Origin of the sequence: Pedobacter terrestris, assembly GCF_052343045.1 — a bacterium.
GTDB lineage: Bacteria > Bacteroidota > Bacteroidia > Sphingobacteriales > Sphingobacteriaceae > Pedobacter.
Genome location: NZ_CP180264.1, coordinates 415,207 through 433,228 on the forward strand (window position 1 = coordinate 415,207; position 18,022 = coordinate 433,228).

General features: G+C 37.4%; 15 protein-coding genes and 2 tRNA genes. 11 read left to right on the forward strand and 6 right to left on the reverse strand.

Going from position 1 to position 18,022, the window contains the following annotated elements; translation table 11 throughout:
* Positions 1–179: 179 nt before the first annotated feature.
* On the forward strand, positions 180–2,975 hold the full coding sequence (locus tag ACJVDH_RS01915; RefSeq protein ID WP_443945888.1) for a 2-oxoglutarate dehydrogenase E1 component: 2,796 nt from the start codon (positions 180–182) through the stop codon (positions 2,973–2,975).
* Positions 2,976–3,071: 96 nt separating this feature from the next.
* Positions 3,072–4,298 (forward strand): 2-oxoglutarate dehydrogenase complex dihydrolipoyllysine-residue succinyltransferase, encoded by a 1,227-nt coding sequence (gene odhB / locus ACJVDH_RS01920; RefSeq protein ID WP_443945889.1) that lies wholly within the window; start codon positions 3,072–3,074, stop codon positions 4,296–4,298.
* Between the two features lie 232 nt (positions 4,299–4,530).
* On the opposite strand, the gene ACJVDH_RS01925 is transcribed toward odhB, so the two are convergent.
* From ACJVDH_RS01925 to ileS, 4 genes are all read right to left on the reverse strand, one after another.
* A complete protein-coding gene (locus ACJVDH_RS01925; RefSeq protein WP_443945890.1) occupies positions 4,531–5,046 on the reverse strand; it encodes a DUF4269 domain-containing protein in 516 nt (171 codons plus the stop codon).
* 116 nt (positions 5,047–5,162) lie between these two features.
* A complete protein-coding gene (locus ACJVDH_RS01930; RefSeq protein WP_443945891.1) occupies positions 5,163–5,765 on the reverse strand; it encodes a lipoprotein signal peptidase in 603 nt (200 codons plus the stop codon).
* The gene (locus ACJVDH_RS01935) at positions 5,765–6,148 is read right to left on the reverse strand and encodes a TraR/DksA family transcriptional regulator (RefSeq protein ID WP_443945892.1); all 384 of its coding nucleotides are present in this window, start codon (positions 6,146–6,148) and stop codon (positions 5,765–5,767) included. Before ACJVDH_RS01935 ends, ACJVDH_RS01930 begins: the two co-directional genes overlap by 1 nt.
* Before the next feature lie 33 nt (positions 6,149–6,181).
* Positions 6,182–9,583 carry an isoleucine--tRNA ligase gene (ileS, locus tag ACJVDH_RS01940; protein ID WP_443945893.1) on the reverse strand — a complete coding sequence of 1,134 codons (3,402 nt, stop codon included), beginning with the start codon at positions 9,581–9,583 and terminating at the stop codon, positions 6,182–6,184.
* A 269-nt stretch (positions 9,584–9,852) separates the two neighbouring features.
* Between ileS and ACJVDH_RS01945 the strand changes: the two genes are divergently transcribed.
* From ACJVDH_RS01945 to ACJVDH_RS01975, 7 genes are all read left to right on the forward strand, one after another.
* Positions 9,853–10,122, forward strand: coding sequence for an isoleucyl-tRNA synthetase (locus ACJVDH_RS01945; protein WP_443945894.1), 270 nt, complete (start codon positions 9,853–9,855; stop codon positions 10,120–10,122).
* Between the two features lie 176 nt (positions 10,123–10,298).
* The gene (gene recO, locus ACJVDH_RS01950; protein WP_443945895.1) at positions 10,299–11,024 is read left to right on the forward strand and encodes a DNA repair protein RecO; all 726 of its coding nucleotides are present in this window, start codon (positions 10,299–10,301) and stop codon (positions 11,022–11,024) included.
* A gap of 66 nt (positions 11,025–11,090) precedes the next feature.
* Positions 11,091–11,168 (forward strand) — tRNA-Val (locus ACJVDH_RS01955).
* A 46-nt stretch (positions 11,169–11,214) separates the two neighbouring features.
* Positions 11,215–11,289 (forward strand) — tRNA-Val (locus ACJVDH_RS01960).
* Positions 11,290–11,436: 147 nt separating this feature from the next.
* Complete coding sequence (locus tag ACJVDH_RS01965; protein ID WP_443945896.1) at positions 11,437–12,345, forward strand: hypothetical protein; 909 nt, start codon at positions 11,437–11,439, stop codon at positions 12,343–12,345.
* A 22-nt stretch (positions 12,346–12,367) separates the two neighbouring features.
* On the forward strand, positions 12,368–12,994 hold the full coding sequence (locus ACJVDH_RS01970; RefSeq protein ID WP_443945897.1) for a class I SAM-dependent methyltransferase: 627 nt from the start codon (positions 12,368–12,370) through the stop codon (positions 12,992–12,994).
* A 69-nt stretch (positions 12,995–13,063) separates the two neighbouring features.
* Positions 13,064–13,960 (forward strand): NAD(P)/FAD-dependent oxidoreductase, encoded by an 897-nt coding sequence (locus tag ACJVDH_RS01975; RefSeq protein WP_443945898.1) that lies wholly within the window; start codon positions 13,064–13,066, stop codon positions 13,958–13,960.
* A 12-nt stretch (positions 13,961–13,972) separates the two neighbouring features.
* Here the strand turns inward: ACJVDH_RS01975 and ACJVDH_RS01980 are convergent, their stop codons facing one another.
* The gene (locus ACJVDH_RS01980) at positions 13,973–14,137 is read right to left on the reverse strand and encodes a hypothetical protein (protein WP_443945899.1); all 165 of its coding nucleotides are present in this window, start codon (positions 14,135–14,137) and stop codon (positions 13,973–13,975) included.
* A 213-nt stretch (positions 14,138–14,350) separates the two neighbouring features.
* Entirely contained in the window at positions 14,351–15,796 is a 1,446-nt protein-coding gene (locus ACJVDH_RS01985) for an amino acid permease (RefSeq protein ID WP_443945900.1), read from the reverse strand.
* A gap of 212 nt (positions 15,797–16,008) precedes the next feature.
* Here ACJVDH_RS01985 and ACJVDH_RS01990 point away from each other — a divergent pair, with 212 nt between their 5' ends.
* Positions 16,009–16,344, forward strand: a complete 336-nt coding sequence (locus ACJVDH_RS01990; RefSeq protein WP_443945901.1) for a PadR family transcriptional regulator — start codon at positions 16,009–16,011, stop codon at positions 16,342–16,344.
* A gap of 10 nt (positions 16,345–16,354) precedes the next feature.
* Complete coding sequence (locus ACJVDH_RS01995) at positions 16,355–17,971, forward strand: PspC domain-containing protein (RefSeq protein ID WP_443945902.1); 1,617 nt, start codon at positions 16,355–16,357, stop codon at positions 17,969–17,971.
* Positions 17,972–18,022 lie beyond the last annotated feature (51 nt).

Below are 18,022 nucleotides of genomic sequence, written 5' to 3' on the forward strand. Positions count from 1 at the left end.
TTGAATGTTTGAATATCGAATTAGCTGCACATTTCCAATATCTGAAATGTACTCGTGATCATCCCCATTTTCATCATCCACTCGATCCAAAATTTTAAATAAGTTCATTCATATTTTAATCGAAATTTTTGCCTTTTTTACAAGGTAAAAACCTAATTTTGTATAGTAAAAAGTTAATAATGGATAGATTATCTTATCTCAATGGCGCGAACGCCGAATATATAGAGTCATTATATCAGTCGTATCAACAAGATCCTGAGTCAGTAGAATTTGGCTGGCAGAAATTTTTTGAAGGTTTTGATTTTGGAAGAAATTCTGAAGCTCCTGCAGCCTCAGTAGAAACTCCGGAACAGTTTCTGAAAGAAGTAAATGTATTGAATTTAATTGATGGCTACCGTACGCGTGGCCATTTGTTTACGCACACAAATCCTGTGCGGGAACGCCGCAAACATTTACCAACTTTAGAATTGTCTAATTTCGGTTTGTCTGATTCTGATTTGGAAACTGTATTTAATGCCGGCGTTGAGATTGGCATTGGTGCAGCAAAACTGAAAGATATTGTTGAAGTTTTAAAACTTACCTATACAGGTTCTATTGGTGCAGAATTTAAGTTTTTGCGTACACCGGAGGTTTTAAACTGGATTCAACAAAAAATGGAAAGCGCACGCAACAAAGCAAGCTTTTCTATTGATGAGAAAAAACGTATCCTTAAAAAATTAAATGAAGCAGTAAGTTTCGAAAACTTTTTAGGTACCAAATTTTTAGGTCAAAAACGTTTTTCTTTAGAAGGTGCAGAAGCACTAATTCCGGCTTTAGATTCTGTTATCGAAAAAGGAGCGGAACTAGGAATTGAAGAATTTGTAATTGGTATGGCGCACCGCGGAAGACTAAACGTGTTGGCCAACATCATGCAAAAAACATATAAAGATATTTTTGCTGAGTTTGAAGGCAAAAGTTACAATGCAGATACACCTTACGGAGGAGATGTTAAATATCACTTAGGGTATTCTACAGATGTTACCACCAATTCCGGTAAAAATGTACACTTGAGCTTATGTCCAAATCCATCACACTTAGAAACGGTTGATGGAGTGGTTGAAGGCATGAGCCGTTCAAAAATTGATTTTAAATACGCAGGTGATAATAGTCGTTTAGCACCAATATTGATTCACGGGGATGCATCTGTTGCCGGACAAGGAATTGTTTACGAAGTGATTCAAATGGCTGGACTTGAAGGTTACAAAACCGGCGGAACCATTCATTTGGTTATTAATAACCAAATTGGTTTTACAACCAATTATAAAGATGCCCGTACAAGTACTTATTGTACAGATATTGCCAAAGTAACATTATCGCCGGTATTTCACGTAAATGGTGATGACCCTGAAGCTTTAGTATATGCAATTAATCTGGCAATGGAATATCGTCAGAAATACCGTAACGATGTTTTTATTGATATTCTGTGCTATCGCCGTTTTGGACACAATGAATCTGATGAGCCAAAATTCACTCAGCCATTGCTATATAAAACCATTGAAAAACACCCAAATCCGAGAGAAATCTATGTGAAACAATTGACCGAAGAAGGTAAATTGGAAGCTGGTTTGGCAAAAGAAATGGAAAAAGAATTCAGAGGGATTTTACAAGAACGCCTAAATGAAGCTAAAGAATATGTAGCGCCAAATAGTGAGGTTAAATTTGGTGGTGCATGGGCAGATTTGCGTATGGCTACTCCAAAAGATTTTGAAACCTCGCCAGTTACGGCAGTTAAAAAATCGACTTTACTTGAGATTGGCAAACGCATTACTACGCTTCCATCAAATAAAAAATTCTTCAAAAAAATTGAGAAATTGTTTGACGAACGTCGGAAAATGGTAAATGATACCAATGTTTTCGATTGGGCTATGGGCGAACAATTGGCTTATGGAACATTATTATCTGAAGGGAAACGCGTTCGTTTAAGCGGACAAGATGTAGAACGCGGTACGTTTTCCCATCGCCATGCGGTATTGACGCTTGAAGATAGCGAAGAAGAATATGTACCGTTGGCAAATATTTCAGACCAACAAGCGCCTTTCGATATTTACAATTCACATTTGTCAGAATATGGTGTTTTAGGTTTTGAGTATGGATATGCAATGGCAAATCCTAATGCATTAACCATTTGGGAAGCTCAATTTGGCGATTTCTTTAACGGTGCTCAAATTGTTGTAGATCAGTATATTGCTAGTGCGGAAACGAAGTGGCAGCGCGAAAATGGTTTGGTTATGCTGTTGCCTCATGGTTACGAAGGCCAGGGTCCTGAACATTCGTCAGCACGTATTGAGCGTTTCATGGAACTTTGTGCAGATTATAACATGCAAATCGCAAATTGTACTACACCAGCAAACTTTTTCCATGTTTTGCGTCGCCAGTTTAAACGCGATTTCCGTAAACCATTGGTTGTCTTTTCACCGAAAAGTTTATTACGCCACCCAATGTGCGTATCTAAACTGGAAGATTTTACAGAAGGCGGTTTTAAAGAGGTGATTGACGATGAAAATGTAAAGGTAGCTGATGTAACACGTGTTGTTTTCTGTAGTGGAAAAATTTATTATGAGTTACTTGAAAAACAGCAGGCAGACAAAAATACAAATGTTGCAGTAGTGCGGGTAGAGCAACTTTATCCAACACCTATCGATCAAATGGAAGCTATTCAAAAGAAATATAAAAATGCAAAAGATATTTTCTGGGTGCAGGAAGAACCTGAGAATATGGGTGCATGGCCATATTTATTCCGCAGATTGTACAAAACTGCGTTGAAAGGTATTGATGTAATTTCGAGAAAAGAAAGCAGCAGTACGGCAACAGGTTTTGCAAAACAGCATGCCACACAACAGGCTTATATTTTAGCTAAAGCTTTCGATACAGCTGTAACCGAAGAGGTGAAAGAAATTGCAAAGAAAGCAACCAAAAAATTAGTCCAAGTAGATTAAAATTTAATATGGTCAGGTTTATGGTTGGGGAATAATCTCAAAAAATAACCTGACCATACGCATATAACGACAAAAAAACATAACGTTACAAATATTATGAGTTTAGAAATAAAAGTTCCGGCGGTTGGAGAATCTATAACCGAAGTTGTTTTATCCCAATGGTTAAAAAACGATGGCGATTTTGTTGAAATGGATGAAGTTATTGCTGAGTTAGAATCAGACAAAGCAACTTTTGAGTTAACAGCAGAACAAGCAGGAACTTTAAAAACTATTGCCGCTGAAGGTGATACTTTAGCCATTGGCGCGGTGGTTTGTCAGATTGAAGATGGCGGTGCTGCTGCACCAAAAGCAGAAGCACCGAAAGAAGAGGCTGCAGCTGCTGCACCAGTTGCTGAAGCACCGAAAGCAGAAGCATCTTCAAAAGATTCTTATGCTACCGGAACACCTTCACCTGCAGCAGGTAAAATTCTTGCCGAAAAAGGCGTTGACGCCGGAGCTGTAAAAGGTACAGGTGTTGATGGTCGTATTACCAAAGAAGATGCGTTAAAAGCAGAATCTGGAAAAGCTACTAAAGAAGATTCACCAAAAGCAGCTCCAGCTGCACCAGCTGTGCCTGCAGGTCCACGTTCTGAGCGTCGCGAAAAAATGTCTCCATTAAGAAAGACAGTCGCAAAACGTTTGGTTGCTGTTAAAAACGAAACAGCTATGTTAACCACATTTAATGAAGTTAATATGAAACCAATCATGGATTTGAGAGCCAAATACAAGGATTCTTTCAAAGAAAAACATGGTGTTGGTTTAGGTTTTATGAGTTTCTTCACTAAAGCGGTTACTGAAGCCTTAAAAGATTTTCCTGCGGTAAATGCACGTATAGAAGGCGAAGAACTTGTTTACAATAACTTTGCAGATATTTCTATCGCAGTTTCTGCTCCAAAAGGTTTGGTTGTTCCGGTTATTCGCAATGCTGAAAGCATGAGCTTAGCCGAAATTGAAAAATCTGTTTTGGCTTTGGCTTTAAAAGCACGTGATGGTAAATTAACTCTTGAAGAAATGACAGGTGGTACATTTACAATTACAAATGGTGGTGTATTCGGATCTATGATGTCTACGCCGATTATTAATGCACCTCAATCTGCAATTTTAGGTATGCACAACATCGTTGAGCGTCCAATTGCTGAAAAAGGAGAAGTTGTAATTCGTCCGATGATGTATCTTGCATTATCATATGATCACAGAATCATTGACGGACGTGAATCTGTAAGTTTCCTCGTTCGTGTAAAACAATTATTGGAAGATCCTGCTAGATTATTATTAGGTGTATAATCTCCAATCAAATAAAAACAAGACCTCGGCATTAGTCGGGGTTTTTTTATGTACAAACTTTGTTGGTGTTATTTTTTCGCAATACAATTGCGATGCTATGTTTGCTCTCGTTAGAAACGGGCGCAAGTGAATTTCGCAATTTTAATATCCATCCCCGCATTATCCAATCGTTTTCAACAATCAGCAATATTGGCGAAGAACGTATTGCGAAATTTTATCTATCGTCACGCTATTACGGCAGAGATAACAGTACCTCGTAAGGATTACCAATAAGGCCAAGTAGCCTGGCAAATGCGGGCTCTGTTTTATACCCTGATCTTTTAAGTTCAATAATTTTATGGCGAAATTCAGTGCCTTTTTGATTTAATAATTGATATTCAATCACCATATGTCTGTAGCCATTTTGTTCTGTTGTTGGAATCGCTTGTCCAAAAATTTCAAATTCCTGCCCATCGATCATGAAATTAGCCTTAACAGCATCAAGCCTTTCAATATGATCAAGTTTAAAAAGATCTAAATGAGAGAAATTTTGTTTCAGGATCGCTGAAAACTTCTCCTGATCGGTGACATAACAAATAATATCAAGGTCGCTGTTTTCAAGGTCGATCTCAATCGGGATGGTGCCAACGAGAATAGGATCATATTGCTCCAATACATCCATCATTCTGTGCTTCTTAAGCAAATTATAAGTGAGTTTTTGCCTTTCGTTTCCTGTACGTAAATATGTGATGTCTTGAAAATTGATCATCGGTTAATATTAGTTGGTTTACCTTTTTTCTATTAAGCAGAAAGAAGATAACGAATTCATAAAAAAACCTCACTTCCCGAAAGGAAATGAGGTTTTAATGACTTAACTGGTTTAAGCTAATCTTCTACAATTTCGCTGTTTATGCTTACTTCATCTTTTACATCTTCCTTAAAGTAGTTTTTTTGGAAGATTAATATTAGAATAACGCCAACGGATATTGCGGCATCAGCCAGGTTAAAAACTGGTCTGAAGAAGACAAATTCTTCTCCACCCCAAATTGGTAACCAAGTTGGGAAATGTCCTTCAGCGATTGGAAAATACAACATGTCAACTACACGACCATGAAACCAGTTTTCGTATCCATAAATTTTTCCATAAAAAACAGAATCGATAATATTACCTAGAGCGCCAGAAAATATAAGCGCAACGTTAAGGATTAAACCCCGATGGTATTTATTTTTTATCAGATAATGTAAACCGTAACCAATTCCGCCAACGGCAACAATTCTGAAGAGGGATAAGGCAAGTTTTCCAAACTCCCCGCCAAATTCCATACCAAAGGCCATTCCATTGTTTTCTGTAAAATGGATAATAAACCATTTGCCCAGAATATTAAATTCCTGGCCAATGTACATGTGTGTTTTAATCCAGGTTTTCAAGACCTGATCGGCCAGTAAAACCAAAAATATTAGAAGTAAAGGTTTTGTATAGCCTTTCATTAACCTTGCTTTAATTTTGCTTCCATGCTTAATGTTGCATGTGGTACTGCACGTAAACGTTCTTTTTGAATCAGTTTTCCGGTTTCACGACAAATGCCATAAGTTTTATTTTCAATCCGCACCAATGCATTTTCAAGATTGTCAATAAATTTCTTTTGACGGGCTGCCAACTGATTAATTTGTTCTTTTTCCATCGTTGCAGAACCATCTTCCAATGTTTTGTATGCACCAGAAGTATCTTCAGTTCCGTTTGCATTAGGGTTGCTTAAAGATGCTGTTAAAGCATTAAGCTCCTCTTTTGCCATGCGTAATTTATCTAGGATTAAATCTTTGAATTCTTGAAGTTCACTGTCTGAGTAGCGTGTTTTATTGCTGTTTTCCATTTTATTTATCTAATTTTCTAATGTATGGATTCTTTATATTTTTTCCACTAAAATGCTTAACTCAACATCGTCAATAACAATTTTGTTTGCATTTTCTATAGCTTCTGTTAATTCAAATTGATCAGCCAATATCTCCGCGCAAATGTAGGCCTTGTTGGCAGCGTAAGCATCTGCTACCAAGATATCATTTTGTAATGAAACTTTAATCCTGTCGGTTACTTCAAAATTAAGTTCTTTACGTAAATTCTGAATCCGATTTACCAGCTCACGCGAGATTCCTTCTTGTTTTAGTGCTTCTGTTATCGTTACATCTAAGGCTACGGTTAAATTGCCAAGATTTGTAACCTGCCATCCCGGAATGTCTTCTGCAAAAACTTCTACATCAGTGTTTAGCTCAATCGTATAAATCGCATCATTGCTTCCGGTAACTGCAATAGAACCTTCGGTTTCTAAATGCTGGATGTCTTCCTGATTTGCTTTTTCCAGTGCATCTTTTACCAGACTCATGTCTTTACCAACTTTTTTGCCTAACGACTTAAAATTTGGTTTAAGTTTTTTCTTAACGATGCCTAGCGTATCCGTAATAAATTCAATGTGTTTAACATTGGTTTCAGAAAGAATGTAATCTGCAACTTTAGCGATTTTCTGTTCAAATTCTGCATTTAACGTCGGGATTAGAATTTTTTCTAATGGCTGACGAACATTGATGCCAGATTTTTTACGCAATGACAATACCATTGAAGAAATATTTTGTGCGTAAAGCATCCTTTCATTCAAATCGTTATCAATTAAGTTGCTATCCGCATCTTGCCATAAGGTTAAATGAACAGATTGTTCTGCGTGCTGATCTGTAACCGTCAGGTTTTTGTACAACCAATCTGCAAAGAAAGGCGCCACCGGACTCATCAGCTGTGCTAAGGTTTCTAAACACGTATAAAGCGTTTCATATGCGGCACGTTTATCATCTGTCATTTCGCCTTTCCAGAAACGGCGGCGGCTTAAACGAATATACCAGTTGCTTAGGTGTTCGTCTACAAATGATTGGATAATACGCGTTGCTTTTGTTGGCTCGTATGTGTTGTAAGCCTCATCAACTTCGTTAATCAGGTTTTGCAACAAAGATAAAATCCAGCGGTCTAATTCGGATCTGTCTTCAACTTTGCTCAGATTATTTTTATCAATTTCGAATTTATCGATATTGGCATATAGCGCAAAAAACGCATAAGTATTGTACAGTGTACCGAAGAATTTCCGACGAACTTCAGCAATTCCCTCAATATCGAACTTTAGATTGTCCCAAGGATTGGCATTGGAAATCATGTACCAACGTGTAGCATCGGCACCATATTCATTTATTGTTTGGAACGGATCTGCAGCATTGCCTAAACGTTTAGACATTTTCTGGCCGTTTTTATCCAGCACCAAACCGTTAGACACGACATTTTTGTATGCAACCTTGTCAAACACAAGTGTAGAGATGGCGTGTAACGTATAAAACCAACCGCGGGTTTGGTCTACACCTTCAGCAATAAAATCTGCAGGGAAATCCTGGTTTTGATCGATAGTGTCTTTGTTTTCAAACGGGTAATGCCATTGTGCATAAGGCATAGATCCAGAATCAAACCAAACATCAATCAAATCGCTTTCGCGGCGCATTGGTTTGCCTGAAGGAGAAACAAGCGTAATTTCATCTACAACATTTTTGTGCAGATCAATCAGATCGTAATTTTCTTCAGACATATTCCCGATTTCAAATCCTTTAAATGGATTTTCTTTCTGGAAGCCAGCGGCGATAGATTTTTCTATACCATAATACAATTCCTCAACAGACCCGATTAAAACTTCTTCTTTTTTATCTTCCGTTCTCCAGATTGGTAGAGGAATACCCCAATATCTTGAGCGGGATAAATTCCAGTCGTTCGCATTTTTAAGCCAGTTTCCGAATCGACCTTCGCCTGTAGATTTTGGTTTCCAGTTGATGGTTTCATTCAAATCGAACATTCTGTCTTTAACATCCGTTACTTTGATGAACCAAGAATCTAAAGGATAATATAAAAGTGGTTCATCTGTTCTCCAGCTGTGCGGATAACTGTGAACATATTTTTCAACTTTAAAAGCTTTATTTTCTTCTTTAAGAAGGATTGCAATTTCTACATCTACAGATTTTTCTGGAGCTTCGCCAGCAGCATAATATTCGTTTTTAACATATTTACCAGCAAAAGGGCCAACATGTTTTGTAAATTTGCCTTGTAAATCTACCAGTGGAACCGGAATGTCATTGTCGTCTAAAACCAACATTGGAGGGATTTCTGGTACAGCTTCTTTAGAAACTTTCGCATCATCGGCACCAAAAGTTGGCGCTGTATGCACAATACCAGTACCATCTTCGGTGGTTACAAAATCTCCAGAGATTACACGGAATGCATTTTCTGGGTTTTGATAAGGTAAAGCATAAGTCAGAAGTTGCTCGTATCTGATTTCAACCAAATCCGTTCCTTTACATTCTGCAAGAATCTGGTAAGGAATCTTTTTATCTCCGGATTTGAAATTTGTAAAGTCTTCAGCTTCGCTGCTTTCAAAAAATATTTTGCTGAATTGTTTTCCAACCAGGTTTTTCGCCAGAATTACATTTGTTGGCAAAAAAGTATATTGATTGAAGGTTTTAACTAAAACGTAATCGATTTTCGGACCAACAGTTAACGCAGTATTGGAAGGTAAAGTCCATGGTGTTGTAGTCCATGCCAATAGATAGATCTCTCCGAAAGAATCTAAAAATGACGGAAGACTTGATGGCAATGCTTTAAACTGGGCAACAATTGTTGTATCGGTCACATCTCTGTATGCGCCTGGTTGGTTCACTTCATGAGAACTTAAACCTGTTCCGGCTTTTGGAGAATAAGGTTGGATGGTGTAACCTTTGTAAATAAGGCCTTTATCGTAAATTTGTTTCAATAACCACCAAACCGATTCCATGTATTTCGATTTGTAGGTAATGTATGGATCGTCCATATCTACCCAATAGCCCATTTTTTCTGTCAGATCGTTCCACACATCTGTGTAGCGCATTACGGTCTTTTTACAGGCTTCATTATAGTCCTCAATGGAAATGGTTTTGCCAATGTCATCTTTGGTAATACCGAGCTCTTTCTCAGTACCCAATTCAACAGGTAAACCATGCGTATCCCAGCCTGCTTTTCTTTTAACCTGAAAACCTTTAATTGTTTTATATCGGCAAAAAATATCTTTGATAGCACGCGCCATTACATGGTGTATGCCTGGCATTCCATTTGCAGACGGCGGCCCTTCATAAAAAGTAAACGGATTTGACTTTGGACGAGAGGAAATGCTCTTTTCAAAGATATTTTCTTCTTTCCAAAAATCCAGTATTTCTTGCCCTATTTTCGCAAGATCCAATTGTTTAAATTCCCTATACATCAATCAAGTACCTTCAAAAAAATTAAGGTTGCAAAGTTAAAGTTTTTCGTCCAAATTTGGTAGTTTTGATGTAAATACTTTAGGATGAAAATATTTAATAGCGGGCTTGCCATGATGGTTATTGCTGTAATTGCCTTGCCCGTAGTCGCACTCATAAATCCAGCCAACAGAGATTTCGTTTTGTACAGCTTTTATTTTTGTGGTCTGTTAGAACTAATCGGACTTATCTTTGTTTTATTTCATATCATCTCATTAAAAAGAAAGAACCCATGATTAGGCTGTTAAAGTTACAGAACGCTGTGATTGTGATCATTGCCGGAATATTATGTTTTGTTGCATATAAAGTATTGGATAATAGTCACGTTAAAGGAGCAATTTATCTTCAAATGCTGGCTGGTGCCCTTTTAATTATTGGCGCGTTCTGGTTTTTATATCCCATTATTTTTGCAAAAAAAGATGCTGATGGCAATGCTGAAATTTTGACCGATCCGACAGTAGAAGTGCCAGAAGAGGATGAAAGCAAAGTTACAGAAGGATAGCAAAAATATATTTCAAGCTTTCTAAAAAGCAATTCATTTTTTTCTGGTTATCTCTAAATCTATTCCTATACAGCTTAATTTAACTGCGTTAACGTGTTGTTTTTATTAAAATTCTGAAATGTGCCGTTTGAGCATAATTTAGATAAATACAGTAATTTTGATCAAAAAAAGATTGCATGTTGCACAAGGTTAGGGGAATTGTTTTAAAAACTACAAATTACAGCGAAAGTAGTGTGGTGGTTCAGGTCTTTACGGATAAGTTTGGAATGCAATCTTATCTGATAAATGGCGTGAAGAAGCCAAAGGCAAAAATCAAAATGAACATGCTGCAATCTTTACACCTGTTGGATATGGTGGTTTATCATAAAACCAATAGCAGTATACAGCGGGTTTCTGAGCTGCGACAGACGCCCGTTTTTAAAAGCATTCCGTACGATGTGGTGAAAAGCAGTATCGTAATTTTTCTGAATGAAGTACTGTATAAAAGCATCCGGCAGCAATCTACTGATGAAGGTCTGTTTGATTATATCTACAATTCAATTGCCTGGTTTGATGAACATCAAGATGTTTATCCTAATTTTCATTTGTCTTTTTTGTTAAAACTTACCCGTTTTCTAGGTTTTTCGCCTAATGAACAGCGAAGATCTGATCAGATTTTCTTCGATTTGCAAGAAGGTGAGTTTCTTTCAAGGCAGCCTGTACACGCAAATTTTTTGCGCTTAGACGATGCTTTATGCTTTATTTCACTCTTTAATTCTCCGCTAGAAAAAATTTCTGAAATAAAATTAAGCAATATTCAACGTCGGTTCCTTTTAGATAAGATATTGGTATTCTACACCTTACATACGGCGTCTTTTGGCGAAGTGCAGTCGCATAAAATCCTGGAAACTTTATTGAGCTAAAAAAAATAAAAAAAGATTTGGAGAACAGTTTTATAGCGCTATATTTGCATTCCCAAACGAAGGAAGGGGAAATTAGCTCAGCTGGTTCAGAGCATCTCGTTTACACCGAGAGGGTCGGGGGTTCGAATCCCTCATTTCCCACCAACCTTTCAACTGATGTTGATTGGAATTTTGAAATACTTTTACCCCAGGGAAATTAGCTCAGCTGGTTCAGAGCATCTCGTTTACACCGAGGGGGTCGGGGGTTCGAATCCCTCATTTCCCACAAAAAACCTTTTATTGAAAAATAAAAGGTTTTTTTGTTTACGCAGTTTTCTGTTTTCGTATCTATTTAAAAATAAAAATTCAGCAGATATTACTTTTCTCGATTTCAATTTTATATGCGAAATTGCCAAAGGAAAATCAACCATAAATGCTCGGTAAAATTATCAGGTTTATATTCTTTGGGAACTACTTTGTGGGGATTTTGGCGGTTGCACTTACTGTAGAAGCTACACAGCAATTGCGTTTACCTTACAATTCGCTCAATTATTACCTCCTTCTTTTTCTTGCGCCAACCATTTATTATACTTACGCGTACCACAAGGTTTCTAACAATCCCGCATCCACAAATCCGCGAAACCGCTGGTACTATAAGCATAAAAACTTTATCAATATTAGTCAGGCTGTACTGTGTATTGCGTGTTTTGCGTTGGCAGTCAATCTGCTTTATCATAATTTTAGTAATATATTACATCTCCCAATAAGCTATTGGGTTGCAATTATCATCATTATTATTGCTGGCGCACTATATTATGGTTTATTGCCTAAATCATTTCTGAAATTCAACTTGCGCAACACGGGCTGGTTTAAAGCTTTTGTAATTGGTTTTGTTTGGGCGTGTTGTGCAAATGTATTGCCGCTAATTATGCTGAAAATAGAAACCGGCATTGGTTACCACGATTCTGTACTGTGGACTTGGCTCTTCATAAAAAACTGGATGTTCTGCACTGTTAATGCCATTATTTTTGACATTAAAGATTACCCTACAGATGCAAATAAGCACCTCCGCACTTTTGTGGTACGATATGGATTGAGAAGAACAATTTTCAATATCCTGATTCCACTGTTGATTGTAGGTTTGTGTTCGCTTGCTGTATTTGCTTATTTTAAGGGCTTCGGACTTCCGCAAGTATTGTTTAATGTTTTGCCGTTTATTTTAACCATTTATATTGCATATTCCATGCATCGCCGTCAGAATATACTATATTATCTTATGGTGATTGATGGTTTGATTTTATTCAAAGCAATATGCGGAATTACCGGTATGCAGTTTGTCTGATGTAAATTTAATTGCTAGAAAAATGCTGAATAACTACGATAAAATTGCGAAATCTTATGATGCGCTTAGTCGGCTGGTGTATTTTAAAGCACAAGTAAATGCACAAATCAACCAATTGCACATTATTCCAGAAAATGCCCATATTCTAATTGTTGGCGGTGGCACCGGATGGATTTTGGAAGAAATTGCTAAAATCCGCCCTTCAGGTTTAAAAATTACCTACATCGAAATTTCAGATCAAATGATTCAACTTTCTAAAAAGCGAAAATCCGGGTTGAACCTGGTTTCTTTTTTAAGCATTGGAATTGAAGATTTTCAGGCAACAGAAAAATTTGATGTCATACTTACACCTTTTCTTTTTGATAATTTCAACAAAAAACGAGTAGAAACTGTTTTCAACCATTTAAACGCACTATTAGAGCCAACCGGACTCTGGTTTCACGTAGATTTCTGCTTAGATAAGCGCTACGGTAAATGGTGGAAATTGCTGCTGCTAAAATCTATGTATAAATTTTTTAAATGGATGGGAAATGTCGAAGCTACAGAGCTAATTGATTTAGTACCGTATTTTCTAACAAATAAATACAGCCTGATCAAAAAGCAATATTATTACGGGCATTTCATCAAAGCAAGTATCTACCAAAAATGACATTCATTAAATGCAATGATGTTGCGTTTGATAAATTTGTTCTGTTTTTTTGTAGAAAAATTAAACGTTATGGATTTTGATATCATTATTGTTGGTGGAAGCTACGCTGGATTGTCTGCTGGTCTGGCGCTAGGCCGCTCGCTCCGCAAAGTACTCATTGTAGATGCCAACCAACCTTGCAATGCGCAAACACCGCATTCGCATAATTTTTTAACACACGATGGAGATACACCTGCACAGATTGCTGAAAAGGCACGGGTAGAAGTGCTTAAATATCCAACAGTTCAGCTCGTAAATGATACCGTGGTGTCTGCCAAAAAAAACGGCCAAGATTTTATTGTACAGCTAAAAAACGGAGACGTATTTTCTTCAAGGCGGGTAATTTTGGCAACAGGAATGAGAGATGTTTTACCTGACATAAAAGGTTTTGTAAATTGCTGGGCCATTTCAATTATTCACTGTCCATATTGCCACGGATATGAAGTAAGTGGAGAAAAAGTTGCCTTGTTTATGAACGGTGAAATGGCTTTTGAAATGGCAAAAATGATCAGCCATTGGAACAAAGATTTAAGCATAATAACAAACGGTCCAGCAGATTTTACAGCAGAACAAAAACTAAAGTTGGAATCGAAAGGTATTCAGGTTATTGAAGATGAGATTATTGAGTTTGAACATGAATATGGAAAACTGAAAGCGGTTTTGTTTCGCAATGGAAAACGCATTGAATGGGTTGCGGTCTATGCGAAGCCAAAAATGGAACAAAACCAAATGCTTTATAGTCAGTTAGGTTGTACGTTAAATGAGAATGGGTTGATAGAAGTTGATGCACAACATGAAACAACGAGCAAAGGTGTTTATGCTGCAGGAGATTGTACACTTCCTTACCGCGGATTATCTGCAGTCGCTGCGTCAGGAACAATGGCAGCTGTAATGTTAAATCGAGAAATGATTTCAGAAGATTTTTGAGTAATCATCCGGTTAGAATAAAATTGCACCGATTATCGTTGCAACAAACATTGCTGCCATAACAATCCTATCTGCGTTAATCCATTGTGCTCTGGTTAAAGGAGTTGCGCTTTTTTTAACGGTTTCAGTTTTGGTGCGGTCAATTCTAAAGGCGGTGCTGTCTAATTTAATAATCATAAGAAAATTTTTTATACGTCCGCATAGATTTGGGCAAATCCCAAGCCAAACCAATTAAAAAATGTGAAATTGTGGATAACTTACATTTTTATGTTAAATAACTGATAGATATACAAGTGTAAACGTATTTATACGGTGTGTATACACGTACAAAAGGGTGTTCTTTTCTATCGACACCCTTTTGTATCTTGTTGATAATCAATTTTGTGAATGCTATAGCGGAGTTGCTTCTTTTCTGATTTTGCTGTGCTTTTTTCCGTAAAAAAAGTAAATCGCCAGTCCAATGATTAACCATATTGCTAAACGCAACCAGGTTTCCCAAGGTAAGAAAACCATCATGGCAATACAGGTCAAAATACCTAGGATCGGAATTAGGGGAACCAATGGAACTTTGAATGGTCGTTTGGCCTCTGGATCAGTTTTGCGTAAGATTAAAATGCCTACGCAAACCATCAAGAAAGCAAGTAATGTACCAATGCTAGTCATTTCTCCAACAACATTCATCGGTACAAATGCAGCAAAAAGGCCAATGAAAAGGCACAGTAATACATTAGATTTCCATGGCGTTTTATATTTAGGATGAACATCAGAAAACATTTTCGGCAATAACCCATCACGGCTAATCGAGTAAAACATTCTGGACTGTGCCATTAAATCGATTAGTATTACTGATGTGTAACCCACTAAAATGGCTAAAATAATAGCCTGACTTAACCAACCATAAGGTGTTTTGGCAATGGCAATCGCAACCGGAGCACCGCTATTCGTAAATTCGCGATAATTCGCCAATCCGGTCATAACATGGCCAAACAATCCGAATAAAACTGTACAAACGACAAGCGAGCCAATAATACCGATGGGCAAATCGCGCGCAGGGTTTTTGGTTTCCTGGGCAGAAGCGGCAACCGCATCAAATCCGATAAAAACAAAAAATACCAATCCCGCGCCACGTAAAACGCCGCTCCATCCAAACTGACCAAAGGTTCCGGTATTCTCCGGAATGTAAGGGTGGTAATTTGCCGGATCAATATATTTCCAACCTAAAGCGATAAAAACCAAAACCACGCCAACCTTTAAGAAAACAATAATGCCGTTAACAATGGCCGAGCCTTTTGTACCTCTAATTAAGATTGCGGTCATTAAAACCACAATCAATGCTGCTGGTATATTTATAATGCCGCTTACGGTAGTGCCATCTGCAAGTTTCGCATGTTCAAACGGAGAAAGTGTAAGTTGCGCGGGCAGAAAAATATTGTAGTTGGCTAAAAATTTTGTGAGATATTGCGACCAGCTGATGGCAACTGTTGCGCAACCAACTGAATATTCCAGTACCAAATCCCAACCAATTATCCAGGCAAAAAGTTCGCCCATCGTTGCATAAGAATAGGTGTACGCACTTCCGGAAACCGGAATCATAGATGCGAATTCGGCGTAACAAAGTGCTGCAAAACCACAACCTAAAGCCGCAATAACAAATGAAAGCGTTACCGCAGGACCAGAATGATTTGCAGCCGCCAATCCGGTAATAGAAAACAAACCAGCGCCCAAAGTTAGACCAATTCCGATCAAAATCAGGTTAACCGGACCAAGTGTTCTTTTCAACGAACCCTTATCACTCTGGTTCGCCTCGGCCACAATACTGGCTAAAGATTTTTTCATAAAATGAATAATTTATTGGCAAAAGTACCAAAATTATTAAGCAATTATTTAAAGATATCTACACCTTTTAGAGCGTAAATATTCAAAAATCACAGATTAAAATTTTTTGACGAAAAATTATTCAATTGATTATTAGTTGTTTACATGTTTGTTTTGAATTATTTTAGTACTATGTATTGCATAGTACATTATAAAGCATATATCTTTGTAATATGATAGCAGAAAACACGCAAACACAAATGCGGAAGGGAATTCTGGAATACTGTGTATTGTCCATCATCGCCAGGGGAGAGATTTATGCCTCTGATATTATTGCCGAATTAAGGACGGCAAAATTGCTGGTGGTTGAAGGTACATTGTATCCATTATTAACCAGGCTTAAAAACAATGGTTTGTTAAGCTACAACTGGGTAGAATCTACCTCAGGCCCGCCCCGTAAATATTATTCTCTTACCGAGGTTGGTAAGGAAATATTGGCTCAATTAGATCAAACCTGGCAAGAACTGGCTTACGCCGTTGGCGTATCGCAAAAAGGTACCAACGCATAAAACTAAAGAAATGGAAAAGACCATCATCATAAATATAGGCAATACCATCATCCATATTGAGGAAAGTGCCTACGAACTCTTAAAAATTTACCTTATAGAGGTGAAACAATATTTTGCTAACCACGCAGACGATTTTGAAATTGTAACTGATATAGAAAACCGGATTGCAGAATTGCTTACTGAGCAATTGGAAGAACAGAAAAAACAAGTAGTAGACTCTGCAAATGTAAATTTTGTTATTGCACAAATGGGCAGAGTTCAGGATTTTGATACTGCAGAAGAAGGAGCTGAAGAAACTTTTGATCAAGCGCATGCTTCATTTCAGCCGGCAGAGAAAAAATTGTACCGCGATATGGACGAGCGCGTGGTTGCTGGTATTTGTGCCGGTATAGGCCATTACATTAATATCGAAGCAAAATGGGTTAGACTTATTGCAATATTGAGCATTTTTCTTGGCGGGTCTGGATTTTTAGTCTACGCACTTTTGTGGATTATTATGCCCAAAGCAAAATCACGTGTAGAAAAAATGGAAATGAAAGGCGAACCCGCAAACTTACATGGCTTTCAGAAAAACCTTTATGAAGAACTTCAGGCGGTAAAAGAACGTCTTTCGGAAGTAAACAGAAGTGCACAACCCTTATTTGCCCGGTTTGGGATTTTTATTGGCGAATTTTTTGAATGGTTAGCGCAGTTTATCGGCGGTACAGGTAAAGTTATTTTTAAAGCAGTAGCAGGTTTTATCGTAATTATGGGCATAATGATTTTGTTGGGGTTGCTCATTTCTTACGCTGCATTTATGGGTTTTGTAGATTCTACTGTGTACGAATCTTTTCCATTAAATATCCTCAGCGATAGCAATAGAGGAATTTTAATGTTCGGCGCATTTTTGGTTCTCTTTATACCTGTGCTGGCTTTGGTTTTATTTTCTATCCGCGTGGCATTTAATAAACAAGCCATTAATAAAGTATTCTCATTTGCATTATTAATTATTTGGCTGGTAGGTGTATCGATCACCGGATATAAGGCGGCAAAAATATCAACCGAATTTAAAGAGCATGCAGAGCTGACACAAACTTCAGAGCTTAAACCAGGCAAAACGTATATCATAGATATTGATAAAAGTAAATTTTTTAGCAAAGAAGATAGTGTTGCATACCATATAGACAGCGATTTTAAAAACCAGATTGTTGTAGATGATTTTGAAGATCATCCATTTCGTACGCCTACTTATGCACGTATTAATATTCAGAAAAGTGACGGAGGTACATCCATCACACAAACGTATGAATCGCAAGGAAAAACCTATCAAATGGCATTGCAAAATGCTCAGAATATCAGTTATAATTATGCGGTAAAAGATTCATTGTTGTTGTTTAGTCCACGGTTTCAACTTCGCAGAGGAACAAATTGGCGAAATCAGGAAGTCTGGATAACATTAAAAGTTCCGGTTGGTACAAAGCTGATTTTAAAACAAGATTCTTATCGTTACATCAGCAATTACTATGGTTGGAGTTGCAACAATAACGAAAGATACAGTGAAGATTCCAGTATCTGGATTATGACTGATGATGGTTTGAAATGCAAGTACGAGTTGGATCATCCCGAAGAAAATAATCAAAACCACTAATCATACGCAAATCCGGAAAACAATCAGTACTGTTTTTTCCGAAACTCTAAA

Coding starts and splice junctions, on each gene's coding strand:
- ACJVDH_RS01935 (WP_443945892.1), bottom strand. CDS start 6,148: ATGGAAAACAGCAATAAAACACGCTACTCAGACAGTGAACTTCAAGAA.
- ACJVDH_RS01970 (WP_443945897.1), top strand. CDS start 12,368: ATGCTGAATAACTACGATAAAATTGCGAAATCTTATGATGCGCTTAGT.
- ACJVDH_RS01965 (WP_443945896.1), top strand. CDS start 11,437: ATGCTCGGTAAAATTATCAGGTTTATATTCTTTGGGAACTACTTTGTG.
- ACJVDH_RS01995 (WP_443945902.1), top strand. CDS start 16,355: ATGGAAAAGACCATCATCATAAATATAGGCAATACCATCATCCATATT.
- ACJVDH_RS01980 (WP_443945899.1), bottom strand. CDS start 14,137: ATGATTATTAAATTAGACAGCACCGCCTTTAGAATTGACCGCACCAAA.
- recO (WP_443945895.1), top strand. CDS start 10,299: ATGTTGCACAAGGTTAGGGGAATTGTTTTAAAAACTACAAATTACAGC.
- ileS (WP_443945893.1), bottom strand. CDS start 9,583: ATGTATAGGGAATTTAAACAATTGGATCTTGCGAAAATAGGGCAAGAA.
- odhB (WP_443945889.1), top strand. CDS start 3,072: ATGAGTTTAGAAATAAAAGTTCCGGCGGTTGGAGAATCTATAACCGAA.
- ACJVDH_RS01945 (WP_443945894.1), top strand. CDS start 9,853: ATGATTAGGCTGTTAAAGTTACAGAACGCTGTGATTGTGATCATTGCC.
- ACJVDH_RS01985 (WP_443945900.1), bottom strand. CDS start 15,796: ATGAAAAAATCTTTAGCCAGTATTGTGGCCGAGGCGAACCAGAGTGAT.
- ACJVDH_RS01975 (WP_443945898.1), top strand. CDS start 13,064: ATGGATTTTGATATCATTATTGTTGGTGGAAGCTACGCTGGATTGTCT.
- ACJVDH_RS01915 (WP_443945888.1), top strand. CDS start 180: ATGGATAGATTATCTTATCTCAATGGCGCGAACGCCGAATATATAGAG.
- ACJVDH_RS01930 (WP_443945891.1), bottom strand. CDS start 5,765: ATGAAAGGCTATACAAAACCTTTACTTCTAATATTTTTGGTTTTACTG.
- ACJVDH_RS01990 (WP_443945901.1), top strand. CDS start 16,009: ATGATAGCAGAAAACACGCAAACACAAATGCGGAAGGGAATTCTGGAA.
- ACJVDH_RS01925 (WP_443945890.1), bottom strand. CDS start 5,046: ATGATCAATTTTCAAGACATCACATATTTACGTACAGGAAACGAAAGG.